The organism is Thermoanaerobacterium thermosulfurigenes, assembly GCF_051201035.1.
Taxonomy (GTDB): domain Bacteria; phylum Bacillota; class Thermoanaerobacteria; order Thermoanaerobacterales; family Thermoanaerobacteraceae; genus Thermoanaerobacterium; species Thermoanaerobacterium thermosulfurigenes.
In genome coordinates, this window is the sequence record NZ_JBPODR010000001.1 from 121,796 (window position 1) to 148,242 (window position 26,447).

General features: G+C 36.1%; 19 protein-coding genes. 2 read left to right on the plus strand and 17 right to left on the minus strand.

Going from position 1 to position 26,447, the window contains the following annotated elements; all coding sequences use genetic code 11:
* Positions 1 to 35 precede the first annotated feature (35 nt).
* From HNR52_RS00620 to HNR52_RS00635, 4 genes are read right to left on the minus strand one after another with little or no spacing between them, the layout of a single operon-like run.
* Complete coding sequence (locus HNR52_RS00620; RefSeq protein WP_435619399.1) at positions 36 to 356, minus strand: sensor histidine kinase; 321 nt, start codon at positions 354 to 356, stop codon at positions 36 to 38.
* Positions 356 to 727 carry an ABC transporter permease gene (locus tag HNR52_RS00625; RefSeq protein WP_435619420.1) on the minus strand — a complete coding sequence of 124 codons (372 nt, stop codon included), beginning with the start codon at positions 725 to 727 and terminating at the stop codon, positions 356 to 358. Before HNR52_RS00625 ends, HNR52_RS00620 begins: the two co-directional genes overlap by 1 nt.
* Complete coding sequence (locus HNR52_RS00630) at positions 727 to 1,485, minus strand: lantibiotic immunity ABC transporter MutE/EpiE family permease subunit (RefSeq protein ID WP_435619400.1); 759 nt, start codon at positions 1,483 to 1,485, stop codon at positions 727 to 729. The genes HNR52_RS00625 and HNR52_RS00630 overlap by 1 nt, the downstream gene beginning before the upstream one ends.
* Complete coding sequence (locus tag HNR52_RS00635) at positions 1,478 to 2,176, minus strand: lantibiotic protection ABC transporter ATP-binding protein (RefSeq protein ID WP_435619401.1); 699 nt, start codon at positions 2,174 to 2,176, stop codon at positions 1,478 to 1,480. The genes HNR52_RS00630 and HNR52_RS00635 overlap by 8 nt, the downstream gene beginning before the upstream one ends.
* 139 nt (positions 2,177 to 2,315) lie before the next feature.
* On the opposite strand from HNR52_RS00635, the gene HNR52_RS00640 reads away from it, so the two are divergent.
* The gene (locus tag HNR52_RS00640; RefSeq protein WP_435619402.1) at positions 2,316 to 2,831 is read left to right on the plus strand and encodes a ferritin-like domain-containing protein; all 516 of its coding nucleotides are present in this window, start codon (positions 2,316 to 2,318) and stop codon (positions 2,829 to 2,831) included.
* Positions 2,832 to 2,870: 39 nt separating this feature from the next.
* On the opposite strand, the gene HNR52_RS00645 is transcribed toward HNR52_RS00640, so the two are convergent.
* The 13 genes from HNR52_RS00645 to HNR52_RS00705 all read right to left on the minus strand — a co-directional run bounded on the left by HNR52_RS00645 (position 2,871) and on the right by HNR52_RS00705 (position 25,825).
* Entirely contained in the window at positions 2,871 to 4,667 is a 1,797-nt protein-coding gene (locus tag HNR52_RS00645) for a carbon starvation CstA family protein (protein WP_435619403.1), read from the minus strand.
* Positions 4,668 to 4,805: 138 nt separating this feature from the next.
* The gene (locus tag HNR52_RS00650; protein ID WP_435619404.1) at positions 4,806 to 5,573 is read right to left on the minus strand and encodes a LytR/AlgR family response regulator transcription factor; all 768 of its coding nucleotides are present in this window, start codon (positions 5,571 to 5,573) and stop codon (positions 4,806 to 4,808) included.
* Positions 5,542 to 7,239 (minus strand): LytS/YhcK type 5TM receptor domain-containing protein, encoded by a 1,698-nt coding sequence (locus HNR52_RS00655; protein ID WP_435619405.1) that lies wholly within the window; start codon positions 7,237 to 7,239, stop codon positions 5,542 to 5,544. The genes HNR52_RS00650 and HNR52_RS00655 overlap by 32 nt, the downstream gene beginning before the upstream one ends.
* Before the next feature lie 61 nt (positions 7,240 to 7,300).
* Complete coding sequence (locus HNR52_RS00660) at positions 7,301 to 9,775, minus strand: DUF2357 domain-containing protein (RefSeq protein ID WP_435619406.1); 2,475 nt, start codon at positions 9,773 to 9,775, stop codon at positions 7,301 to 7,303.
* On the minus strand, positions 9,741 to 11,471 hold the full coding sequence (locus tag HNR52_RS00665) for an MrcB family domain-containing protein (protein WP_435619407.1): 1,731 nt from the start codon (positions 11,469 to 11,471) through the stop codon (positions 9,741 to 9,743). Before HNR52_RS00665 ends, HNR52_RS00660 begins: the two co-directional genes overlap by 35 nt.
* 41 nt (positions 11,472 to 11,512) lie before the next feature.
* Complete coding sequence (gene brxL / locus HNR52_RS00670; protein WP_435619408.1) at positions 11,513 to 13,540, minus strand: protease Lon-related BREX system protein BrxL; 2,028 nt, start codon at positions 13,538 to 13,540, stop codon at positions 11,513 to 11,515.
* A gap of 14 nt (positions 13,541 to 13,554) precedes the next feature.
* Entirely contained in the window at positions 13,555 to 16,116 is a 2,562-nt protein-coding gene (pglZ, locus tag HNR52_RS00675; protein ID WP_435619409.1) for a BREX-1 system phosphatase PglZ type A, read from the minus strand.
* A gap of 18 nt (positions 16,117 to 16,134) precedes the next feature.
* Entirely contained in the window at positions 16,135 to 19,779 is a 3,645-nt protein-coding gene (gene pglX, locus HNR52_RS00680) for a BREX-1 system adenine-specific DNA-methyltransferase PglX (RefSeq protein ID WP_435619410.1), read from the minus strand.
* Positions 19,780 to 19,793: 14 nt separating this feature from the next.
* Positions 19,794 to 23,354 carry a BREX system P-loop protein BrxC gene (gene brxC / locus HNR52_RS00685; RefSeq protein ID WP_435619411.1) on the minus strand — a complete coding sequence of 1,187 codons (3,561 nt, stop codon included), beginning with the start codon at positions 23,352 to 23,354 and terminating at the stop codon, positions 19,794 to 19,796.
* Positions 23,355 to 23,375: 21 nt separating this feature from the next.
* The gene (locus tag HNR52_RS00690; protein WP_435619412.1) at positions 23,376 to 23,960 is read right to left on the minus strand and encodes a DUF1788 domain-containing protein; all 585 of its coding nucleotides are present in this window, start codon (positions 23,958 to 23,960) and stop codon (positions 23,376 to 23,378) included.
* Positions 23,961 to 24,566 carry a DUF1819 family protein gene (locus HNR52_RS00695; protein ID WP_435619413.1) on the minus strand — a complete coding sequence of 202 codons (606 nt, stop codon included), beginning with the start codon at positions 24,564 to 24,566 and terminating at the stop codon, positions 23,961 to 23,963. It abuts the gene before it with no gap.
* Between the two features lie 148 nt (positions 24,567 to 24,714).
* A complete protein-coding gene (locus HNR52_RS00700) occupies positions 24,715 to 25,275 on the minus strand; it encodes a Uma2 family endonuclease (protein WP_435619414.1) in 561 nt (186 codons plus the stop codon).
* Between the two features lie 70 nt (positions 25,276 to 25,345).
* Positions 25,346 to 25,825, minus strand: coding sequence for a DNA methyltransferase (locus HNR52_RS00705; RefSeq protein ID WP_435619421.1), 480 nt, complete (start codon positions 25,823 to 25,825; stop codon positions 25,346 to 25,348).
* A 59-nt stretch (positions 25,826 to 25,884) separates the two neighbouring features.
* Here HNR52_RS00705 and HNR52_RS00710 point away from each other — a divergent pair.
* Positions 25,885 to 26,447: IS110 family transposase (locus HNR52_RS00710; RefSeq protein ID WP_435619415.1), on the plus strand; the 563-nt coding region annotated here is incomplete at its 3' end.

The window sequence follows — 26,447 nt, forward strand, 5'->3', positions numbered from 1 at the left end:
TATTATATACCCTATGTCAAGATTTCATTAAGGTTTTACACATTTTTCTTATACTTTAAATCAAACTTAATACAAGCACCCCCGCACTCTCTATTATGAGCTTCTATTTTCCCTCCATGAATCTCTACCAACTTCTTTGCAATGTAAAGTCCCAGACCAACGTGTCCATCTTCTGATGACCTTGATATATCTCCCCTGTAAAACCTTTCAAAGATATGTGTTAAGTCTTTCTGATTGAATCCATTTCCCGAATCACAAACTGTTATATTTATTTTATCTTCATCGATATTACATCTTATTTTTATCATTCCTAATTTAGGAGTATATCTTATACTGTTAATGACAATGTTATCCATTACCCTCTCAAACTTTTGAACATCAATATATACCATTGCCTTATCATGCCTATTATCTGCATTGATAATGCTATGACTAAGAATTTGCCAATGTATAATTTGCTCCTTTCAAAATTATTACAAAATAAGTTTATGAAACCTCCAGCGTTCTCCTCCTGATTTGCAGCCAAACCAAATAATAAGCCAGCCATAATAGGAACAACCATTGCCGTCCAGATTTCAAAAAAGGCTTGATGGATATAAAAATCAAATAAAGATCTTTCTGATGAGTACCATAGAAGTGCAGATGAAAACAATACTGGAAGCAAAAATGTAATATATCTTAAAGGCGTACGTTTCGTCTTTATTATTTCAGAATGCAATACCTTCATCAATTTAAATCTCTCCTTCGAAACCAAATCATAGTAAGAATTGAGAATATCAAAAACGCTAAAACTGATACAATAATGCCTATCGGTATCACCGATGGATCTCTTAAAGAGTCATTAATCTGTAACAATGTACCGTTAGGGTGAACACCTATTATTGGACACATAAGCCTTATTGGCCAGCTCCATGGAATATAGATCCAATATGATTTAGAAGCTCCAATCACACCGATAATAAGTCCTACAAACCCTAATGCAATGCTATAAAATGTTCCCTTCAAAGTTGCCAGCCATAGTTCCAAAGGAATAAGAGCAAGCGAAGTAACCCATGTAAAAAATCCTCCTGCAATTATTTTAACCCAAGGAATATCTCCGCCTGCCGTTATTGTTCCTGTTATAATAATAACAATAATCAAAACTAATGTTGACAAAAATGTATAGAAAGCCATTATCAATATTTTACCTATCCATATTTTGTGTAGAGGAACATTGCGACTTTTTATACTTCGATATCCGCCAGATTTTTTCTCATGCAAAGCTACCAGCGATGCATAAAGCGCCAAGCCAATCGGTATAAAAATTACCGGCCACCAATTGTAAACCAAATCAATAAGAAGTTGCCATGGCATAAGATAATTTGCAGGCATAAATATCTTCTGTGGCAGTGCATACAGCACAAAAAACAGCGGCGCAAACATAATAAGTTTTCTCATAAATGTCCTTCTGTACTTTAAATTTTCCGATTTCAAGATATTAATCATTTTTTTCACCTCTCACTACATTAAAAAATAACTGTTCAATGTCTTGCTTTTCGTCTATTGTTCCTTGATATTTAAGCTTGCCATTACTTATAATACCTATTGTATCAACAAGCTTTGAAACTTCTGTTAAAATATGGCTTGACAATATTACTGTAATCCCCATTTTCTGAAAAGACTTTATTAATTCTCGAAGATTCTGTATACCTATAGGATCTAAACCATTGGATGGTTCATCAAGTATTAACAAATCAGGATTTCCTAATAAAGCAATGGCAATGCCTAATCTCTGTTTCATGCCTGTAGAAAATTGTGATACTAGTTTTTTACCTGTATTATTTAAATTTACAATTTCTAGAACTTCTTTAATCCTCTCCTCAGCAATTCCAATTAATCTTGCGTGAACTAAAAGATTTTCATACGCCGTCAAATTCCCATATAGAGCAGGCGACTCAATAAGTGCACCAATTTTATCAAGATGCTCTCTTCGCCACCTCTCTCCAAATACAAATATTTCACCTGATGTTGGATGAAGTAAACCGGTTACCATCTTTAATGTAGTAGATTTACCAGCACCATTAGGTCCAAGAAGTCCGTATATAGATCCTTTAGGAACTTTTAATGAAATGTCATCTACAACTAAGTGTTTCCCATAAGACTTTTTTAAATTTCTCGTTTCAAGTATATATTCCATAATATACCACCTTTCTTTCATCATTTTGTTCGATGTTTGTATTATAAAATCAAATTATAAAGAATTTATAAAAAAATATTTTCATCTTCCTCTTTGATTAATTAGCAAGTAATGTTATAATATTATTAGAGGAAAATTATTGTTTATTGATAATGGAGATGATTATATGAATCCTTTAGAGTATGCAATCAAAATGGAACTGGATGGTGCACAGTACTACAATAATCAAGCTGAATTGAATAAAGACAATGAACTTTACAATGTATTTAAAGAGATGGCAAAAGATGAAATGACACATGCAGAAATACTAAAAAACAAAATGAACGAAATTACATTTGAATTAAAAGATGATAGAAATTTAGAAAGGGCTAAAAATATATTTTTCAACGCAAAAGATTTTAAAAATAACATTAAAGATATACAGGGACAGATTGAAGGATACAGGCTAATTTTAGATAAAGAAAAAGAAAGCATAGATCTCTATAAAAAGTTTTTAAATGACACCAACGATGTAGAAGAAAGTGAAATCTTCAAATACCTTATAAAGCAGGAAGAAGAGCACTATAGTATAATCGAAGACATAATAACATTGTTGAATCACTCTTATGAATGGGTTGAATCCGCCGAATTTGGTGTAAGAAAAGAAGAATATTAATACATAAGGACAGGCTTTCACCTGTCCTTTTTATCGCTTTTAATTAGATGTTTCTAAATTTGCAGCTACATTTTGCAAATGCATTTCCCTGTATATCTTAATCCACTTTACCACACAGTCGATGCTGATAGCTACAGCTAATAGCAAAATTATTATTGAGAAAACTATTAAAACCGTATTGCCTGATGGCAAATAGTTTGTCACAATATTTAGATATGCCGCCGTAACTGTCGTAACTATCATGAATGCAAAAGGCACTGCTGTTATGGCAACATACTTTGCCTTCCCTCTCTTTAAAAGCATCGTCGTCCCGATTGCTAATGCAATTGATGCCAAAAGCTGATTCGATGTACCAAATAAAGGCCATATGGTAGATATACTGCCATTGTACACCAAATAACCCCACGCAGATGTAAATAAAACGCTTGTGATTATGATACCTGGCCACCAATTCTTATTTTTTAATGGCTTGTAGATATATCCACCAGCTTCTTGCAAAACGTACCTTCCAATTCTTGTGCCTGCATCGACTGTCGTCAGTATAAACAAGGCTTCAAAAAGTATTGAGAAATGATACAAATATGACATCAATTCTTTAAAACCTGGTATCGATGAGAAAATGTAAGACATACCTACGCCTAAAGTAACTGCACCACCAGTCCTTCCTGCCAAAGTCTCACCTATAGCCTTTGAAAGTGCAGGAAGATCAACAGTATTCATTCCAAGATGTGCAAAGATCTGTGGCGGTACATTTATGGCAAAATAGTCACCAGGATGCAAACTTGTAGCAGCAATAAGCGCCATTATAGATACAAATCCTTCTACAAGCATCGCGCCATATCCTATAGGCAAAATGTCTTTTTCACTTTTAATCATCTTAGGCGTTGTACCTGTAGCTATAAGAGAATGGAATCCAGAGAGTGCTCCACATGCAATAGTTATAAACACATACGGCCAAACTTTACCTGGTATTATAGGACCACCGCCATGGATGAATTTTGTGGTTAAAGGCATTCTTATCAATGGGTTTACAAATATAACTCCTATGGCTAACAATGTTATAACGCCAATTTTCATATAAGTGCTAAGATAATCCCTTGGTGTCAAAAGCAGCCATACTGGCAAAACTGCAGCTACAAGTCCGTAGACAGCTATGATAATCGTCATCTGGTGTTGATTGAATGTAAGATATGATGCCAATGCTGAATGCTGGATTGCAGGACCAGATATAACTGACAGTATCATTAGCGCCACACCGATTATGGTCGCTTCAGACACTTTGTTTGGTCTTATCCATCTCATGTAGATAGCCATAAATAATGCGATAGGTATTGTAGCCCCTACAGTAAAAGTACCCCATGAGCTATTGAAAAGAGAATTCACAACAACGATTGCAAGTCCTGCGACGGTAATAAGCAAGATAAATATCACAGCCATTGTAGCAGCGAAGCCCGAAAATTTCCCTACTTCTGCTCTTGCAATCTCTGCCAAGGATTTGCCCTCATGCCGCACAGATGCAAATAAGATAACCATGTCGTGCACTGCGCCTGCCAAAACTGCACCTATCAATATCCAAAGTGTGCCTGGCAAGTAACCAAATTGTGCAGCAAGAACTGGACCTACCAATGGACCTGCCCCCGCTATAGCCGCAAAATGATGTCCAAAAAGTACCCATTTATTTGTAGGTACATAGTCATAACCATTTTCCAATTCATAAGCAGGAGTCTTTCTCGCTTCATCTAAAACCAAAACCTTTGATGCTATAAAAGCGCCATAAAAACGATACGCCAATGCAAATATACATGCAGCAGCAATAACTAATACTATTGCGCTCATAAATTAAGACCTCCTTATATTTTTGATTCTACAAGGAGTATAAGACAAAGAGAAATAAAATTCATCGATTATTCCATGAAAGTAAACGATAAATGGATAAAAAGAAATATACGTTATCAAAAAGAAATGTTTACATTTCTAATTTCTGCTAAGGCCTAATATCATTTTAAGTTCTTTTATCTTATTTTTGCCGACAGAAATTTTAGTTTTTTTATCGTCATTCATTGTAAGCCAATAAGTCCCTTTAAACCACGGCAGTATCTCTACAACATTATTCAAATTAACTATGAAGCTTTTTTGCACTCTTAAGAATAATGGCTCTTTAAGCCGATTTTCTAAATTCTTCATAGTATCATTGTATTCAAATATGTCGTTTTTGGTTTTTATTAAGACTTTACCTTCCATCGCTTCTGCATACACGATTTCATCAAAATCTATAAGCCTTATCCTGCCAAACTTCTCAACAGGCAACTTATTAAATTGCTTTTCAAAGAATTTCGCCTCGTTGTCTATATAGTTTTTCCATTGATCCGGTTTATCTATCATCCCGGCTATTTTATTGATGGTTTTACTTAATCTGCATGGATTTATGGGTTTTAAAAGATAGTCAACAGCACCAATCTCAAAAGCATCTACCGCATAGCTATCGTACGCTGTGACAAATATGACTAATGGCACCTTCTCAAGCGATGATATATTGCTTGCAACATTGATTCCATTTATCTTTGGTATGTCTATATCTAAAAAGACCACATCTGGCTTTAAACTTATGATCTTCTCAAATGCCTCTGTACCGTTTGTAGCTGTCCCTACGACTTCTAAAGTATTCTTATAATCCTCTAAAAGATGTTTTAATCCTTCTATTGCAGGAATTTCATCGTCCACTATTAGAGACCTTAAAACCACCAGAAAATTCCTCCTTTTCCCCATCGTAAAACTTTGGAAAATCAAACATAACTTTTGTACCATGTCCTTTTTTGCTATCTATCTTAAAGGAAGCACTTTTATATATGCTTTTAACCCTTTCGTACACATTGTGAAGGCCTATACCTGCATTGTTTCCCGACTCACCGTTTAAAATCTTTAAACGCATCTGATTATCCATTCCCTCTCCGTCGTCTTCAACAGAAAACCTGATAAAATCCTTGTTGTTTTTGGCCCTTATTATTACTGTGCCACCATTGTCTTTTGGAAGAATGCCGTGTTTCACAGCATTTTCCACAATAGGCTGTATCAGCAAAGCAGGGATGTACATGTTTAGAATATCACCATCAATATCCTTGACCACATTTATCTTTTCGCCAAAGCGAGCTTTTTCTATAAACAAATAGTCATCTATATTTTCGATTTCCTTGCCTACAGTTATCCATTTTCCAGCATGTCTTAGGTTGTTTCTTAAATATTCGCTCAATGTGATAAGAAGCCTACTGGCACCCTCGGGATTGTACTGTATAAATGAAATGACAGTATTCAGCGCATTAAACAGAAAATGTGGATTTATCTGTGATTGAAGTGCATTAAACTTCATCTCGTCGGCAATTCTTTTCTGATTTTCAGCATCAGCGATTTCAAGCTGGTTCGAAATCAAATTGCTTAATCCTTTTGCAACTTCTATATCTGTGCTGTTTACAAACTTATTCTTTCGAAAAATTTTAAGTGTGCCAACTAATTCATCGTAGCAGTACAATGGCGCTGTCACAGACGATAAAAGGCACAGGCCTTTTTTGCTGTTTTCCACATAAACCTTTTTAAACCTAAATGCATTCACTTCAGACTTTTTAAATAGATGACAATTTTCATCCGCTTCATCTAATCCTACAGATGCCAAAATCGTCTTCATATCTGTTATGGCGACAGCATCCGCATCAATCGCCTCATATATGATCTCGGAAACAATTTTTGCCGTATCACTATTTAGCCCATTTCTAATGTACGGTATTGTCTTAGACGTAATATCAAGGATTATCTTGGCTTGTCTTGACTGTATCGTGTCAATCTCATCAAATACTGATTTGATGATCAGCATAAACACAGCAATCCCAGTTGAATTGACCAATATCATAGGTATGCCAATCACCTTTACCAGTGATAGTGCACTGACAAAAGGTCTCGATATGGCAAGGATCAATACCATCTGCAATGTTTCACCAATTATGCCTGCTAAAAATGCTATTTTCCAATCAACCGTATTTTTATAGTATTTCTTTATGATGCCGCCTATAAGTCCTTCCGCCGTTGTCGATATTCCACACGCTAAAGCCGTAAATCCGCCTATTAAAAATCTGTGAAACCCAGCTATGAACCCCACAATAAGCCCGATAAAAGGTCCACCTAAAAGTCCTGCTATCATCGGTCCTACGACCCTTGAATTGGCAATAGCACCATTTATAGGAATACCTACATACGTTCCTATAATGCCTATCAAGCTGAATATGGCTATGAGTATCGAAAGATCCTTATAACTCACATTATTGCTTATAACCTTTTTAAAAAAGTTTGCCTTTGACAAGATAAAAGCCAAAAGTCCTATCATGCTGAATCTTTCGGCCAACAAAATAAGCAGGTTTAACATAATTTCTGCCTCCAATTATAAAAGCAGTGTATAGTTTTACTGTTAGAAGTCTACTTACAAACTATTTAACATGACTTTTAATTCTTTTTATCGCAATATTAGGTTTTTTTCTGAAATCATCTACACTTATATTATCTAATAAAATCGAATTTTTGTAAATACGGTAAGAATCACCAGTGAAAGAAATATTAAGATCCTTAAATGCTATTCCTGTTACCATTGTATCGTCGTCTACATCATTTTTATCTATATCAACTTTTATCTTATCTAGCCTTTTAAGCTCAAGATACAATCTATAATCTTCTTTCGTCTTTATCAAAAGATCTGGAACAATATTGGCATTTTTTAAAAGGAATAGATTCGTATAAAAGCGACGACGCACTCTATATCTTGCCAAATCAATCTTTTTATCTAATTTTTCCCATTTATCAACCTTAAATCTGACATATAGTTCATCCGAATCCTTTGGTATCTCCTTAATCTCGCTTCTCTTTAATATTTCAAAGCTCTTTACTTTACCATAATACCTTATGCCTGCATCATCACCAAAGCCCTTTGCTTTTGTCTGAGCAATTGCTATATATTTTATATATTTAATTGAAGATCTAATTTCAGAATACGGTATATGGTAAAACTTATATTTGAGATTTACCTCCAACTGTTTATGGCTGCTTAAATTGCCAACTAAAACTTCTTTTTCATTGAATTCTATCTTCTCAATATACTCATACATCCCATGCTGCAATACTGTACTTTCAAATGCAGTTTCAGGCGAATCAGTAATTACCTCGTCTAGCAGATCTTCCACAAGATGTGTCGCATTTGGCAAAAAAGGAAGGCCTCCCACGCCTACTTTCTCGATGCTTTTATAAAATTGATGATTTTTATATTCATCCTCTTTTGAATAAGGAAAGAGAACAAATGCACCAAAAAAAGCCCTCTCAAAATTGTGATTATCCTTGTTCTCATACACGATTGCATCTCTGTACCTGTGCATTGTATTTATATCATCCTCTTCAGGGCCAGGTGTAAAATACTTTTTTAAGTAGTCATTGTCATAGCATATCCTGTACTTTGCATCAAATATATAATTGTATTTGACATTAGAACCCTTTTTCTCCAGAGACAAGGCATTATCAGGTTTTTGGGCTACTGTCGCAGTATCACCATACTTATTATTGTAAGCCAAAAAATACCTTTCGCCATTTCTAGGATTCTGATATTCTACTTTTGCCTTATCTCCCATCTTTATCTTTACAGATAAGCCACTTTTATCAAACTTTATGATGTCCTGCCTTACAAGATTGTACTTATGCCTAAGTATCGAATTAAGCTTTATAAAGCACCAGTACTCGTACAGAAGCGCCATATTCTTGGTAGAAATCTTGATAAAGCCCTCTCTCATCATGAGACCCTTCAATAACATGATGTAGTATTTGTAAACCTCTCTATACCCTGCTGCCATGTTTAGAACAAGCGACAATGAATTCATTGTGTATATGTCTCCAACATCTTTCAAAAACGTAGTAGAGATATGTTTATCAAGCTTTGTAATCATCATATCTATTTTGTCTACTATATCCCTATCCACAATTGCAGTGCCATTGTCACTCTTGCCTATATACCGCTTTTTAAGCATTCTAAGCCTGTTTATCACAGACTTTATCATGTACTTTATAAGCCTGTTTTCAAATGTATCAAATGTCACAGTATTTTTTAAAGACAGCGCTTTTTCAACAGCAATCACGTCACCTGAAGCTTTTACATACTGCTGATGCCTGTTTATCCACTTTATACATTCATTGTCTACTCTCTTAACCTTGTAGTTGTTCTCAACAACCCTCTCTTTTGCCAATACGTGATGCGGCATTTTCAATACTATCCCGATTGCACGATCAAGTCTATCAAATATAAGATTTATTATGGCAAAAAACTCTGTAAGGGTATTGCCAACAGTGTCATTAAGTCCGGTCAATAAATAAGTCTTTTTATAAAAGTCAAAAATCAAATTATAAAGCTCATCATTTATATCCTTTAAAATCGCATTATAATCATTTAGATAATCTATCTTTGAAGGGTAAACTTCTATCTCCACTCTCAGGTACTCTTTGCCATCAACTTTGATTATCAAATCAGATAAGCCGATGTCATTGGTGAAATTGACAACACCTGTTAAGATTTTTTTCGCATGACCTACAGGACTGACTTTATTTCTTATATTGATATTATCGTGATAAAACTCAATATTGCACTCTGATATCTTCTCTATTACTATTTCATAATTCTGTTGCTCAAAAAATAAAGGGTCGATTTCACTAGACAATTGTATGGCCTCTCCCAACTCCTGCGAATAAACTTCTGCCACATATTCATCTCTGCATGATATCTTTACACTTGATTTTACGCCTTTATTTATATCAAGCTTCATCATATCGGGATCTTTAAGAGACCCCTTTATAGTGAAGTAAAACTTAGGAGTCCATATGTATAGAAGTTCTATATCAGAGCCAGTAAGATGTGAAACCATCTTCCTCATATCTCCTTGTCATAAACGCTATCTTCTCACATGATTTTCTGTACTTCGCATTGGCTATTTCTTCAAACATCTTCTCACTTACATCGCTGTCGTAGTCAAACCTATTCTCAAGGTTGCCTGAACATATCTTAAAAAGCTCTATAAGTATTTTCTTTATGCTTATGCTGCTGCCATTTATCCTAGGCAATATCTTTTGAAGTATCTCATAGTCCATGGCATCATCGAAATCCATCAAACCATGCATGGAATTGTATATAGTGTAAAAGCATATCTCATCTCTAACCCTGTATCCAAAGCGGTAATATCCCAATACAACGTTTATGTTTTTCAATATGGATATTGTATCATCTACGATATCATCATATCCAGCACAGTCTTTCAGCATAAGAAAATCGCTTCTTAAAAAAGCATTGTTTAATGTCTTTGGCGATACCTCTTCTACGTCTTCAAAGGCATAGTCAAGGTCCACATCGGACAATTCTATTACATTTGCCCTGTCTAAAACCTTCTTGCTAAATGGAAATGTAGTCTCATCCATATTTACTGTACCTATAAAATACAGATTATCAGGTATGTATATATCACCGTATTCGCTAAAAGAATCCTTATCTAAGAGCTCTCTATTTAAAAGTCTGTCTGTGACAATAGTTTTATTAACTTTATTTCGCGATTCTATGATGGACAAGACATCGCTGAAGTAGTACTCTACTCTTGCAAGGTTCATCTCATCCAAGACAAAGAAATACGGCTTTTGAGGACTTTCCATCGCATCTTTTACAAAAGTAGTAAGAACTCCAGGATGAAATCTGCCATTTAGATCCTTATACCCCAATAAGTCTGTAGAGTCAGACCAGTCAGGCCTAACAGGCACAAGCTTAAAGCGGCCATTTTCCGCAGTCGCACCAATGGCTTCAGCAAAAAGCCTTGCCAGCTTGCTTTTGCCTGTCCCTGATATACCTGCCAATATTAAAAAAGGCTTCGTCTTCAAAGACAGGTAGTAGTTTTCAATCAGATTATCATCATATAAAAATCCACTGCTTCTTATGTAGTTTTTAATGTTTGTAATTTCATCTTTGATGGTGTTATAAGTATTTTCCATATCTTCCTTTTGTATACTCTCTTCCTTTGAATTTTTAGTAATCCTAATATAATCTATGTAAATATTTATTAAATCGTTGAGATCAGACTTTAATACTTCATCGCTGGGTATATTGTCTTTTTCATATAATTTATAAAAAATCATTCCCTTTTCATAGAATTCATTGCCAATCGATATATTATCATCGGTTTTCCAGCCTTTTGGATTTAACCTATCCCTTATACTAGTCGCAATAGACATCATTTTTTCAATTGCCTTAGCTTTCCCATATTCATCCTTTAATTTGGTACAGCCTTGATTTAATGTGATATATAGCCTTTTCATATCTGATGAAAATAGATAAACAATATATACGCCTTCCATAGTAGTTTTTGTAACCCTTTTATGCATAATAGCGACCCATGGGATCTCAGCCCAGTTGCCTTGGCCACATGATCCCTTTACTATAAAATCTCCACCTATAAAGCTAAATTTTTGTATAGCATTTGGAATTTCATTCCGCAAAATTTCGCCCATTCTGTTGCCTTTAAATGGTTGGGAATTCTTTGCGACTATATAATTGTTCATCACTTCTTCAAAAAGTTGTTTTAGAGACATATTTATCACTTCTTCCTACATGCATGTATATTCAATATCAATCATGATACTCCAAGCGCCTTAAATACGGCATCTTTCGGGTCCTGATAAAATGATATCTGAAACTTTGAAAAAAGCTCTGGAGGGACAGATGATATATCAACAGCAGAAGACATAGGCAGCAATACTTTTTTTGCACCAGCATCAAAGCAGGCTTGTAACACATTAGCCAAATCAGAGACTTTTTTTATCGTCCCACCTATGCTCATAGAGCCAAGAACTACCATTTGCCCTTGTATAGGCTTTGAAAGGGATTGTGAACATAACGCTATAAAAGCAGGCAATGCCATATCATCTATTGATCCTATGCCTTGCAAGTCTTGTATGTGCATGTAAAAATCCATTGTCTTTGTATTTATAACACTGCTTATGCTCTTTGAATTAGCTCTAAAATAGTTAAAAGCTATATTGATGCTTTCCTTTAATTTACTGCTGTACGCTCCTGATTTTTCAAGCTTACCAGAACCAGCCATTGATTCAACTTCTATCTTAAATACCCCTAACATTCCAGATTCGCCTTGTCCAACAGTATAGACGTGTCCCGGTTTGTATGCACCTTCTGGTATAAGTTTGCCTCCACCTATCTCAGGAACAGACACGAAATTTTCCTTTAGCGTATCATTGTCTATATACGAAAAATGCACATCATAAAACTCCATACCGCCGATTTTTTTCAACTGCTCTTTAACACGCCTTCTTCCTACCAATGCATAACGCAGTATTTCTTCAATGTCGCCCCTTGTAAACTCACCGTTAGGATATATGAGTTTTACAAGCCCTGAAACTGTTTTTCTTACTGCAATAACATCTCTCTGATTTAAGTTGTTGCCCAGTTTAAAGTATTTATCCAATGCATCCGAAAAAGACCGCTTTCTCATTTCCCTCATAAACTCCGATACATAGTCCGTGATAAAACCGTATTCATCTGTAAAAAACTCTGGTCGCATTTTGGGTATCTCCCATCCAGGTATATAATAATGCATCCTGTCAAAGAATGCAGTATCATTTGCCATTGCCTCCGGGAACGGGTCAAAGAGATGGGATGTTTTAAGTAAGACATCCACACTCTGATTGATATTCCCCACAAATACCATAGAGGCAGAAGCATTCTTTTCTTCCTTCCCTCTGGCAAAAGAGCCCGAAGCCATGTAATCCTTCATTATCTGAATTCCATCTTTATCTTTAAATGTAATGCCTGCTACCTCGTCAAAAGCCACACAATCCCAAAGTCCTATAAGGCCTATTTGTCTTGAAGCCATGTTGTAAAATAGGTTTGCTACCGTCGTCTGCCCTCCCGATACCAAGATGCTGTTTGGAGAAATCTCCTTATATACATGGGATTTGCCCGTACCCCTTGGCCCCAGTTCACAGAGATTGTAATTGTTCTCCACCAGGGGTATCATCCTCGCCAGAAGATGCCACTTCACATTTTTTTCGAATCTTGTAGGTTCCATCCCAATAGACCTGAGCAGAATATCTATCCATTCATCTTTTGTAAAATATCTTCTGCCACTCATAATCTCCTCCAGGTCCAGATTGGGCATCTGGATAGGAGTCAGGTTGCTGATGTTAAAGGGGCTTACACCTTTAGCCTCTTCATCATAATAGTAGTCCATCTTTATGATGCACCATATGCCGCCACACAGGAGTTTTTCATATTGTTTTACATATGTCGGGGATATGGCCACACCCTTTATGCCCAAATTTGAAAACTCGGCCTCGTATACGTCCTTCTTTTCATTGAGTTTTACACTAACCTTGTCAATAACAGTATACTTTCCTATTTCCCTTATCTTAGATTTTACCTTCTCTGCTTCATCGGGACGCACATAATTTTCAGCCAGAATCCTTTTTACTGTTTCAACGCCTTCTCTAATTCCATTTTCATCATCTGTTGCACAATACATGCCCAAAAGGTATTCAAGGACATATATGGGTACATTTGCTCCTTCTTTTATCTTTTTTGTTAAGTCCTTTCTTACAACCCTGCCAGCAAAATATTTATTTAGTTTTTTGCTTAATTCATCCATATACTCTCCTCACCTTAAAACCCAAAGTCATCATTGAATATTGCTATATCAATAATAAACGGTATCTTATCATATATCTTTTCTACCGTTTCCTCTTCATCTTCCATAATAAGATAATATTTCTTGGTTTTATCATACTTTCTGTTCTTTAATACAAACTTCTCCCTGAAACTTCTGTCCTCATAAGTTTCAGACTTGCTATCGGCAATAATTATATTTTCATTGGATATGCGGTTACCATCCTCATCTACAAAGTACACTTTGAGCCTCAATGGTATACGCTTATCCTCTATCTTCTCCGTCTGGAAGAATTCCAAATACGATATAGTGTTGGTTATTTTCCTCGTAATGCTTGTGAGTTTTACATCAACTTTCTTCACTTCATTTTTACTGCTCTTGCTCCTGTCATTCTTAAATATGACTACAGGAATAATAATCTCCTGCAAGGATGTACCACCATGTACATAGTTGGCTCCAGCACCCTGCACTTTAAACCTGTTTACTCCTCTTGGAGTTATAAAGTTAAGGTTGGTATCGGGTCCAAGTAAGTACTCCATGCTAAAGGTTAAGGTTCCTTCCAGCTCCAAAGGCTTTGTACTCAATACAAACCGTCTATTTTCATAGGCATCTTCGATAGAACCTTTTGCCACCTTATCACTTTCTATAAGATCTCCACGTTTATATATAAATCCGTGGTCGGCTGTAATAATGATATTGGTTGCCGTAACATTATTTACAAGATTATTTATCAGCACCTTTAATTCTTCAAAGGCTTCTTCTACCGCATCAAAAACTTCCCTTTCGGTCTGAGCATGGTCACCTCTGGCATCGATGGTGTTGTGGTAAATATAGATTAAATCTTTTCCTCCGAAGGTTTTGCGGAAGTCATCCCGCTTCATCTCAATTACATCCTCATACTGTATTGCTATGGATTCCTGACTGTAATTATTTAGAATTTTGTTTCTGTTATCCGTTCCCTCTGAAGATATACCGTCCACATATACCTTATAATCCTCATCTATTGTAATAGCCTTATGGGGTAAAAGGGCTGCCATGCCAATGTTAGTACTGGATGGTATACTGCCCTGCATGAATACAATATCACAAGACCCTTTCCTTTCTTTATTGAGCATATCGCAAAACTCCCTGGCAGCCTCATAACGGAGCGCATCTGAAATAACAACAAATACTCTTTCACCACGGCTTTCAAATGGTTTTATGTAGGTACTATAAAAATCTTTCTGCATAACCATGCCAGGAATTTTCCAGTTCCCATTTAAAGTTTCTAGGCTATCAGACCACTTGATGGAAAGTATGTTCAGGTATCCGTTGACATAGGTATTCTCAACCTTCTCCTTTAATTCCACCAGCAGTTCCTTGTTTTGTATCCTATCGAAAGAAGCATAGAATTTTCTGTAGGCAGTATCCAGTCTATAATACTGCTTCGTATATTTTTCAATGAACTCTAAAGGGGTATACTGCCTTATGTCTTGACTTACATCTTTCCAGCAATCAAACAATTCGATAGCCCAGTAAATACACTCATACTCAGATTTAAACAAATTGTACCAGTGCTTTGTCCTCCTGGCCTGAATAATATCTCTGTACCTTTCAAATTCTCCTATACTGATAAGCAGTTGCTCTTTAATTTTCTTTATGATTGCTTCGTCAAAGGCTTTGAAAGTATCACAGTTGATATAGTCCTCCACTTCCCAGTTATCGATATATTCACGTACTTTCAGTTTCTCTTCCATACTGTTTGCCAACCTGTCATAGAAAGCAGAGTAAAGAGAGTGGTTCATGAAGTTGCTCAAAAATACCACACAGTCAGCCTTTCTTGAAGAAACATATTTTCTCCATGTTTCAGGTATTTCACCATTAAGGGAATATGCAACATTTGTAACCAGCATGAATACGGCCAGTCTTTCGAGAGTAGGTTCCTTATCAATATACCCGTAGTACTTATCAACAAGTTTCCAGAATACACTAATATCTCCGAACTTTTCGATAGCCTCGAGGTACTTGTTGTTTTTTAAATCTTCTTCCATCAAAAGTACTCTTAAGCATTCATCAAAATCTGGATAAGGCAGTCTGCACAATGCTGACAGAACAGTTACATCCACTGTTTCCTCTGTATACCTTTCTATTTCATATCCTTTAAAAATCTTGTATCTGTCCTTGTTGTTAAAGAATTTTATATACTTCCTAAACACGCTCTTTAAACTATCATCTGAAATATTCAAGTCTCTCATGATGACAGCAGCCTTGTCGGTAGAAAATTCCATACTATATTTTAATACATCCAATAAGTAGTTCTCTTTTGGGGACGGTTTCTCAAAGGGAGCATAGAGAAGGTAGTTGGAATTTGTATCCACCTTCTCCAATTGATACTTAACATAAAAATAATTGTTTTTACTTAATTTAATTATATTTGCATTTTCAAGATTTAGTTCATCTATATCTTCCTTGAATTCCCCATCATCGTCATACCAGAAAACGATATGGCGTTTCTTGCCTTCGCTTAATTCCTTACTAAACGTATCTTCAAGAAGCGTTTTTATCTGAGCTAAATCCATAATATCCCACTCTTTTCTCTATATTTTCGCCAGCAAGACCGCCTTCAATGGCCTCCTGCCTTCGCCCTGAGGTATCTCAATCCCCTGGAATTTAGCATAGTTTACACTTACCCCGTCATCCAGGTCTATCTTTATCCTCTGGTTTGCAACATGGGAAATTACCTGGTCATATTGCAAGCACTCTTCCATTTGCTTGAGTATCTTCTCCTTTTTCTTTCGTGCGTTAGCTTTTTCCTTCTGAGAGACATTGGAGTCAATGATAATATCCAACCTCTTAATCTCTGCTTCATAGGATTTCTGCAGTTTATGTAGGTAGTCAGTCCTCACCCTGGCCACAGTAAACTCATCATATCGGTGCATGTAAATGAGTGCCTTAAAGCCATCCTGCTTACCAGAATCAAAGAGCCAGTAGATAGGCTTTTTCTGGTATACCTGCACATGGTCCTTGTAAAAATCCTTGAGGAAGTATCTTCTTATAGCCTGCCTTGCAGTCTCAGAGGGCTTTCTTCCTAATGTATCGGCAATGTAGTCCAGGTTTTCTTCCAGAGTATCTTCACCAAATGTTACCTTGAGGAACTCAATAAACCTGCTTACAATATCATCCTCAAAGTATTCGTCATCGGTAATTGGCAGAACATTATCCATATCAGGCGCAAAAGTAGAGTCCACCCACCTATCCTCGACTACTTTGCCTTCCTCATCTTTTACTATCTTTCTTACTTTCCACTGCCCGTCTTCATACTTCCACTTATCCTTAAAATCTCCCCCAGCATAAATAAGGCCTTCTGCATCAATTGAGTATCGGCCAAACATACAGCCAACTGCATAGGAGATAAAGGACTTTATATCCCTTACCCTGTCGGCTTTTCTTACGGTTATATCCTTGTCCTCAACTTCTGGAGTAAGTTCATCCTGCAAGCCGTATATTTCGATGAATATGCGGTTTAGTTCTTCTTCGTTGGCTTTGAGCTTATAAAACTGCTTTTCAGCAAATTCAGCCCAGTTATTGAAGGCTTCTTCTATAGTGTTGCTGCTGCCTTTATGGGTAAGCAGGGAATGCTTTTTGAAGTCCCACGAAGTTTCAAATGAGTCCCAGTCGGTTTTGGATATAGATATATTTTGTGCTACAAATTCGTCAACAGAATTTGGCACATCTTGAATTATAGGGAGCTTTGCAATTACTCCATTGCTAAAATTCAGCGATGGGTTAATTATTTTCAAAAAGTAATCTGCTACATAAGAACACATATATCCCAGCAATTTGTTTAGATTGTATTTTGAAAATAAGGTTGAACCAGCGACATCAAAAATGAATCCAAGTGGCGAATATCTAGCACCAAAGTAGCTTATACTTACCCAAGTCCATGTTATACCTGCTTTAAAATAATAATCCATATTCTGTGGTCTCGAAAGTAATTTACCATTTTCATCTCTATAATTTCTTATCTCATGTCCATCATCATGCCAATTTACAACATACTCATTATTACCATACCACTTCCTGTATGAACCACCTTTATTATATGGAAACCATTTTTTCTTACTTTCAGCAGCATCTTTTGAATTAGCAAAATTAAATCCAACCTTATCAAAAGAAACTTCATACCATCTTCTTATAAATCTATTATTATCTCCTGTAGCAATACCTTGTTTTGGTTCAGCAATTTTATCTAACGATGGATTGTTTATAAATACTTTACGCACAGCTTCGCTTACCCAATATGCTATCGGCATACCTGGAATTTGTTTGTAATTTTCTTTATTGACATAATAGCAACCCACTCTGTCATAAAACCACTTTTCCTTTTGCTCTAGGCTATCGACACCACCTTGTTTTTCAAATAGTTTCATGTATAAAGCATTATAGTTAGTGGTATTAGAATTTTTTATAACAAAGGCTGTAGTACCAAAATCCGAGCCAAAAACACCTCTGCCAAAATGCAGCATATTTATAAAAGTCTTAAATAATATCAGTTTTTCGCGCAGTTTTTCATAACTTGATAAAAACATCCATACAGGAATATTTATCATAGCCATATATCCAGTCTGCTTACACATTGATAATGTTTTTTCCATAAATATGGTGCTCAAATCAGACTTTGTATCAGGGTAATTCTCTTTTACAAAACACAACAGCTTCGTCCCCATACCGCCACTACCCATATACGGTGGATTAGTACACACCACATTATACTTCTCGCTCATAATCCTTGCCTGTTTAACCAACGCTGGTATCTTCTCAAGGATTATATTCCTATACTGATACTCAATTAAATCCTGTGTTCCTCCATTCCTTATTTCCTCTATCCTTCTCTCAATAGCATCAAAATCAACAGGCTTTACCTCAAGTATAGACCCATACTCCTTAGCATCATTAAATACATTTATAAGGTACTCCACATCCTCCCTGAGTTTCTGCTTCTCAATCTCTGTTTCATCCTGGTTCACAAAGTAATCTATAGCCTCTTTGGGAAAACCGTTACTTTCCTGTATAGCACATATATTAAGGTTTATCTTCTCCCTGAATATCCTCCTGCTCTTGCTCCTCGCCTTCATCATGACTGCAAAATAGGCAAGTTGAGCCGCCCTGTCGTCTATATCCAGTCCGTACAGGTTGTTTTCAAGAATAAGCCTTGGAATATCCCTTTCGGAATACCCTGCACTCTTGTAGATTTCGTAAAGCACATCAAAGGCATAGACCAAAATGTGCCCGCTGCCCATAGCAGGGTCCAGCACCTTGATATCTTCTGGCCTTATATCCCTGCTTTTAGCCCGTATTTCCTCCAACTGTTTTTGAACTTCCGGCTCCTGTTCTGCTTCCTCTAGGTAATACTTCCATTTACTCTTTAACTCTTCGTTTGGATGGCCTTCAAGCCACAACCTTCCCAGGGAATTTTCCACCATGTATTTGACAATCCAGTCAGGGGTAAACAACTGGGTTGCAGCAGGAATATTCTCCTTGGTTATCTTAATATTTTTCTTCAGCCATTTGAATACTTCATCTTTCTTTTCGGATATGTAATACTGATACATCCAGCCGATGATTTCCACCTGGTCTTTGAAATCCTCCTCGGGTATACTATCTACCAGTTGCCTTATGACCGAACCTTCGGCAAGCAGGTTTGAAGGCAACAGGATTTCTGTATAATCCTCTATCTCTTCAAAAAGTCCTGGAAGGATTTCATTCAAGGCATTACACTGCTTAACAAGGAGATACCTATATAAACCTTCCGTATCATTGGCATCCCGCAGCCTGTATACCAGTTCCCTATCCAAATCAAGGTCAGTATTAAGAACTTCCTTAATAATATCAGGTTCTTTTTTGCCTGTCTCAATCGACGACAGTACCCTTACCCCTGTAGGCAGGTACTCATTTACTTCCATGAAACGCAAGGCTAAAATTCTGTTAAACCAGGTGTATGCCACCTCATCTATCACATTGTTAAATCCCTTTCCTTTTATCCTCGACACAAGGCTCTTTCTTTGTTCCATTTCCGCCTTGTTTAAAGTTCTGTCTCCAATTATCATTGTGTCGGATGTGGTAATTTCAGGTTCTTTAATCTCTTTCTCGGTTATTCCTATCTCATAAGCCTTCTGCTTTATATCTTCAATAAGTTTTTTTCTGGCCCATACTGCAAAGTTTTTTATTGCTGTTTTATCCATGTCACTGCCTCCATCTATACAAGTTTAATAATGACGTCGTCTTTCAACTCTCTTCTTAACCTGTACCTTATTTCATTTACAACATCCTCTATGTCCGATTCACTTTCAATGCTTTTTGCTCCATGCAGGATATTGGCAATACTGATATTTACTGTTTTCTTATACTGCTTTGGCGGATCTTTTACAACTGTTGGCTTACCTGGTTCTTCATGTGTTATTTGAGGTTCGACAGGCTTCCTTTTTGCGATTTCCGCAGCAATTTCATCAAAGCACCTTAACTTGAGCCTGTCGCTTTCCTCTTTCATTGCTATGGCTTCGTAGAAGTTATTGGCGTGGTCCAGCCTGCTTAAAAGATCATCAAATCTACCTTTGAACCTGTCAAAAAGTTCAGATTTGAATTCGTACTTGTTCAATTCCTCAAGAACCTTGTTATAATCACTCTCTATTACCTGCCTTACAGGCTTGCATTCCTCTTCCAGAAGTTCTGTAAACCTGGCTACAAACCTATCTATAAGGCTGGGCAGTTTATGGATATCGGAATACGGCTCCTTGCTTTCTACAATCTTTTTCATCTGTTCAATAAGGTCTATGACTTCCTTGTCCAATACATAGGTCTTGTTGCTGTTGTACACATTTATCTTGTGGACAGCCTTATCAAAGAACTCCTTCTGGTTGCTGTCAAAAAACTTCTTAACATCTATTGAATCATCAGCATAGTCTAAAAGTACATCCTTCTCTCTTTGAAGTTCATCGTAAAACTCTTTTGAATCATGGATTTTACAAATTTTCTCCAAAGCTTCCTTACCTTCCTGCAAAATATCATGTCCTGGGTATTTGGACTGTTTGTAGTACACTAGCAATTCATTTATTTTTGCAATTTCATCCCTTGCCAGGTCTTTGAACCTCTTCATGAGTCCGTCCTCATCAGAAGGGACAGCAGTAATATTGAACAGTTCCTTGCACAGTTCTCTGGCATTGTTAATCTGGTGTGCAGGTACCTTTATCCTTTTTTCAATATGGAGCCTGTCGGCATAATCCCTCTTTGTCAGGTATTTGACAATCTCCCTGTCCTGAACATCAAGGTACTGGCTGTTTAATTGCAGTTTCACTTCCTGTGCCTTAAATAGTTTGGCAACCAGCCATTCGATATCCTCCTCAAGCCATCCATAAGGGGCTTTTCCATATATGCCAAGGATTGTTTTCATGGTTACAGGTATACTTCTTGTAGTATTTCTTTCTATATAGCCTGCCATTTCATCAAGGGCAAGTTTATTTGGGGATTCCACACCATTTAATGCAATCTGTTCATTATCGGCAAATATATCGTACAAGTCCTTAGTGGTGGTAAAGTAGGTAATATAGCCTAGTTTCGTATAAATCCCTTCGATAAGCACCTTAAAGCCGTCATTTATCCTGTCAACAGGATGCTTTTCCTTAATTTCAAGCCTCTGGGAATTGGCATACATATCTGCATTCCTGATGGCTTCGGTCAGAAGGAATTTTACCCTCTCCTTACGTTCTACCAGTTCCCTTCTTTTTCTATCCTTGATTTCTTCAATCTTCTGAGTAAGTGAAGTGCCTCCCTTTCTACGCAGAAAGGTTTCAATTTTCAATACTTCCTCCATTTCGTCGAGAAAAGTAGTATCATTGGGAAGTTTAACAATTAAGTTGTTTTCCCTTGCAGACATTAGTTTAAGTTCATTATCTGTAAGTTCTACTCCCGTATCATAGTAGGGGGTAATAATTTTAAGGCCTATATCATTTCCCTGATTGCCTCTGAAGAATCTATCGTCTACAACTTGGTTAAAACTAAAGTTGTATCTTGAAGAGTATTTATACTTTTTATCGGTATAGATTTCTTCAAAAATGATTTCAGATACTTTCTGTATAACCTCTCCCAAATCTACACTTATATTCTTTATCTCTCTGTTGATATCCTGTTCCTCATGGGTAAGAAAGATATATTGGTCCCCGTTTTTTTGAACAAGGGTTTCCTTTATCAGTCTCTTTAGAGAATCCTCTATTTTCTTTTTAAGGTCTATCTTATCTTCGTCAATATGGCTTACCATAAGGGTAGCCAGATTTTCTATATTTGCAGGTATTTCCTTAACATATTTAATCATAAAAAGAACTTTCAAAAGTTCTACATCAAAGTCATTCAGATTTCCGTTCTCCTGAGCATGGATAATAACCGTCCTTATATTAGAATCAAGGAAGGCTTCAATGGTGTCATAAAAGGCTGAAAAGGGCATGAGGGCTCCTTCTTCATGGTTCATATACTTGATGGCGGATTCCTGGAAGGAGCTAATCATAGAACGCTCACCTTCTGCCAGATGCTTGCCTGACGCACCATGTATCCTAATAGAAGTCAATACCTGCTGCAAAAGATTAAATTGGTATGGAATAAAGGGATAACATTCTACAAAATCCTCGCTGTCCCTATATACCTTCTTCTCTGGAGTGTCTGCTGAAAAGGTAATAAGGTTTTTAAGTATGGCATTTTTATTCTCATAAAGGAGTTTTAATGTATCCTTAGCCACATCGTTTTTAAGAAGTATCCTTTTTCTGATTACTTCATCAACATTGGCGCTGGAAAGGCTTAAACGAGTATTAAACCTACCCTGTATCTTTGAAAAGTCATTGCCTTTTACTTTTGTAACAGAGTCAATATCCTGCTGGCTTGTCACAATGACCCAGGCCTTGCCGCCGCATTCCGTTCCCAGATCCTCAACAACGGTTTGGAGATTGAGCATCAACTGGGAGTTATCTCCGATATATTGTCCGATTTCGTCTACCAGGAAAATAACATGATGGTTTTTTCCTTTCCTTTCAATATACTCCCTTACCCTTCTGGCAAACTTCTCAACACTTAAAGAATAATTTTCCTCGGCTTTGGCATACCAGTTCCGCGCTGCCTCGATACTCATTTTGGTACTCTTTGAAAGGGCTTCAACAATGGCATCTTCCTCATAGTAAAAATCTTCCCTTGCATCTTGCCACTCTCTTCCCGATATTTCTTTGAATGTTTTTTTAAAATCCTCATAAACGCCATCCATTACCATTTGTCGCTCTAAGTCTGCTATCCACGGCATGGAACCGCAAAAACCCTGCATTTCGTTAAATACCTTATTGAACACTTTGACAATGGCATCCTTGTTGGCTTTAGAGTCAGAATCGCTCTTGGAATCGATGTTAAAGAGAATCACATCGGCAGACGTATCTCCTGCCAATTTCATATCGGCCAGAACCATACTGTCCTGGATTTTGTCTTTGAAGTATTCAATTGCCTTCTTTCCATTGACTTCTTTGTTTTCAAGGAGATAAGAGAGTATTTTGAGAAAGTGGGATTTACCGCTTCCAAAAAATCCAGAAATCCATACCCCCATTTTGTCGGTAGTACCTACAATACTCTTTTTATATGCTTCAAAAAAATCGTTAAAGTGCTTTGCCAGTTCCCTTGTGACAACATATTCTTCAAGCTCCTGGTATACATTGCTGTCATCGTCTTGGCCAACCTTAATAACTCCCTTGATATCCCTGTCTATTGGTTTATAAAACATTTCTTTTATACGCATATGTACATCCCCCTTAAAAAATCAATATCTTTCTACAAGTTTGAAGGCTCTATAGTAATTGTCGTCTTTTATTTCTTCAAACAGCACCAGTTCAAGTCCGTCATATACTCCTGGAAAGAACATAACTACTGGAACTTCATCCAAAACCTGATGAAGATTATTTAGCACCGTATGAGACCGGATAATAGGCCACACCTTCCCTACGCCAGTGATAAATACTACGTCGCCCTTTTCGACCCTATCCCTGATATACTGGATAATAAGGTCGTTCTTTTCTGTAAGCCTTAATGCCTTTTTCGTAGCGTTAAATACAAACTCACTTCCCTTATCCTGCTCCATCTTAAAGTTCTTCTCAAGATAACCTTTTGTCTCAAGAAGTTCCAGCATTATTTCATACAGGTCAAACTCTTTTATAGTAAAGCCGTAGTTTCCCTCATTGATTTTTTGTTTGAGAAACTGCACGTAATCTCTAACAAGCATTTCATATTTGGGTTCATAATCGAATATGTAATACCCGATTTCATTTCCGAGACCTGTATTTTCCCTGAAAGACTCTTTCGTTATACGCTGCATTATTTCATCCAGCCTGTCATAAATGGTTTTCATTTACATCTCCCCTGTCAGTGCATTAAGGTATTTTGTATCTCCAATTTCTTTAAGATGATATGCTACATCCTCTTCAACAATTGGCCTGGTAATCTCTCTATCATTTTTTTGATTTTTTATAAAACCAGCCTCAAACAAGATGCGAATATATACCTGCTTTAACTTATAGAAGGTATAATCATCCCATGAGGCCACCCTTTTACTTTGTTCCCTTTTTCTGTCAAAAAATATATTAAAATCCTTGTCCTGCAATGTAAAATCCTGAAGCAGTATCTTCTCTCTAAACACCTCATGCATAAATTCAAAGAACAATCGGTCTGTTTTCATGATTGCATAGACAACAATTTGTTTACTAGTATCGATTTCTCCATTTGCCAATTTATCAATCAAAAAATCATCGAGTACATTTAACCTTCGCATCACAGTTGACGCAATTTCACTTCTTCTTGTTTCTGTATTCACCTGAAATATATTATCGTTTTTTACTTTATTTTTTATCTCGAATTCCTTAAACCCTTTATTTATAAGTTCTGCAGCCTTTTTTGTTTCCTTAAAAAGAAACGGTCTTGATTTAATTGTGGATTTATATTCTAACTCATTAGCCATACTTTTCCTTCTTTCTGGTCCACTTTTTATACTATCATTATATCATTAAAATAAATTTTGTACAGATTAAATGATTGTAATAGTAAAATTGCAATGGTTATGATCATTTATTAATAGGAATGCTCCAATAATTGCGCCTAATTGACTTTTACATCAATATGTTTTTAAAATCTATCTTTAGATCTTCAAATATGCCAACTTTAATAATATCGTCAAAGTTGTATTGTTCTACCTCACTGTATTCATCATTCTGATTCATTCTAAAAACTATAATGCTTTTTTTATGTGGATTCACAATCCAGTATTCTTTTACACCAGAGTTTTGATACAAATTCACTTTTACAACATAATCTCTTGACAAAGAAGATGGTGAGGCTATCTCTATTATCATATCCGGAGCGCCATCACATCCTTTATCATTTAGCTTTTTCTCATCACATACAATAGATATATCAGGTTGTACTCTGCTTACCTTATTATTTTTATCTTTTAGCCGGACGTCAAAGGGCGCAGAATAAACTTTGCATTTTCCACCATTTGAAGCAATATAATTATATATTAAAACTGACAATTGCATTGAAACTTCTTGATGTACCCTTGATGGTGGAGCCATCACATATATCTGTCCATCAATCAATTCAACTCTTTCATCTTCCGGCCAGTTTTCATAATCTTCTTCTGTATAATTATTTTTTACTATTTTGCTCATATCTGTATCACCTATTTTGATTATATCATAATCATAAATGACGTAATACAAATTTATAATGCCATTACTGCTATATGCTTCCTTGCCACATGCTATATTTTACTCTGCTTAAGTCTTCTCCATCTTCAGGCTTCCTAAATACAAATAAATGCTCATGCATTATTAAATAAAAATTATATTTTTCCACCTGACTTTCCCAATATGGTGTTGATTTGCAATTATGTTGTACTTTTATAATATCTTCCTTCAATATAAAGCCATTTTTTAGAAAAAGTTGCATCACATAAAAAGCCAATGGAACATAATGGCCGCTTTTTCTTGTATCGCCTATCAATATCGCACAATACCCATTATTTTTTAAAACCCTGAAAAGCTCTAAAACACCTTTTTCCAACTCATTTAAAAACTTCTTTACTGCTGAAATATTTGATAAATCACCATCTATATCACCGTTTGAATATTTTATAATATTTAGATATGGAGCATTCCTGTAATGAATAAAAAATAAGGAAGAATGAACTTTGAAAAAATAAGTACCTCCTGATAAAATACAGAGTGTAAGTTCTAGAACTTACCTCGAATTATCAAAATAAACAGGAGGTACCTAAAATGAAGTATACACAAAATTTAAAGATATTGCAAATAACAGAAAAGACATTAATTGTAGGTGTAGACATTGCTAAAGAGACACATCACGCTAGAGCTTTTGATTTTAGAGGAATAGAATACGGTAAGCGTATTGAATTTAGCAATGACATTGATGGAATGGAAAAATTCTTTAAATGGGCTGTAGAAATTATGAATAAAAGCAACAAAGAGCATTTGATAGTTGGTATGGAACCAACGGGACATTATTGGCTTTGCTTTGCACAGTTTCTTAGAGATAAGAACCATAAGGTGGTATTGGTAAATCCATTCCACGTAAAAAGAAGTAAAGAATTTGATGACAACTCGCCAACTAAAAATGACAGGAAAGACCCTAAGACAATTGCAATGCTAGTTAAAGATGGAAGATATGTTGAACCTAATATACCTGATGGTATATACAGCGAGCTTAGAATTGCAGTAGACATAAGGGAAATGCTTACAAAGGACTTAAACAAGATAAAAAACCGGGTTGCAAGATGGCTTGATATATATTTCCCTGAGTTTAATAAAGTTTTTGCAGATTG

Bases quoted from the DNA above. Each gene is read 5' to 3' on its own strand.
- HNR52_RS00620 (WP_435619399.1), bottom strand. From the start codon at position 356: ATGGATAACATTGTCATTAACAGTATAAGATATACTCCTAAATTAGGA.
- HNR52_RS00625 (WP_435619420.1), bottom strand. From the start codon at position 727: ATGAAGGTATTGCATTCTGAAATAATAAAGACGAAACGTACGCCTTTA.
- HNR52_RS00630 (WP_435619400.1), bottom strand. From the start codon at position 1,485: ATGATTAATATCTTGAAATCGGAAAATTTAAAGTACAGAAGGACATTT.
- HNR52_RS00635 (WP_435619401.1), bottom strand. From the start codon at position 2,176: ATGGAATATATACTTGAAACGAGAAATTTAAAAAAGTCTTATGGGAAA.
- HNR52_RS00645 (WP_435619403.1), bottom strand. From the start codon at position 4,667: ATGAGCGCAATAGTATTAGTTATTGCTGCTGCATGTATATTTGCATTG.
- HNR52_RS00655 (WP_435619405.1), bottom strand. From the start codon at position 7,239: ATGTTAAACCTGCTTATTTTGTTGGCCGAAAGATTCAGCATGATAGGA.
- HNR52_RS00660 (WP_435619406.1), bottom strand. From the start codon at position 9,775: ATGAGGAAGATGGTTTCACATCTTACTGGCTCTGATATAGAACTTCTA.
- HNR52_RS00665 (WP_435619407.1), bottom strand. From the start codon at position 11,471: ATGTCTCTAAAACAACTTTTTGAAGAAGTGATGAACAATTATATAGTC.
- brxL (WP_435619408.1), bottom strand. From the start codon at position 13,540: ATGGATGAATTAAGCAAAAAACTAAATAAATATTTTGCTGGCAGGGTT.
- pglZ (WP_435619409.1), bottom strand. From the start codon at position 16,116: ATGGATTTAGCTCAGATAAAAACGCTTCTTGAAGATACGTTTAGTAAG.
- pglX (WP_435619410.1), bottom strand. From the start codon at position 19,779: ATGGATAAAACAGCAATAAAAAACTTTGCAGTATGGGCCAGAAAAAAA.
- brxC (WP_435619411.1), bottom strand. From the start codon at position 23,354: ATGCGTATAAAAGAAATGTTTTATAAACCAATAGACAGGGATATCAAG.
- HNR52_RS00690 (WP_435619412.1), bottom strand. From the start codon at position 23,960: ATGAAAACCATTTATGACAGGCTGGATGAAATAATGCAGCGTATAACG.
- HNR52_RS00695 (WP_435619413.1), bottom strand. From the start codon at position 24,566: ATGGCTAATGAGTTAGAATATAAATCCACAATTAAATCAAGACCGTTT.
- HNR52_RS00700 (WP_435619414.1), bottom strand. From the start codon at position 25,275: ATGAGCAAAATAGTAAAAAATAATTATACAGAAGAAGATTATGAAAAC.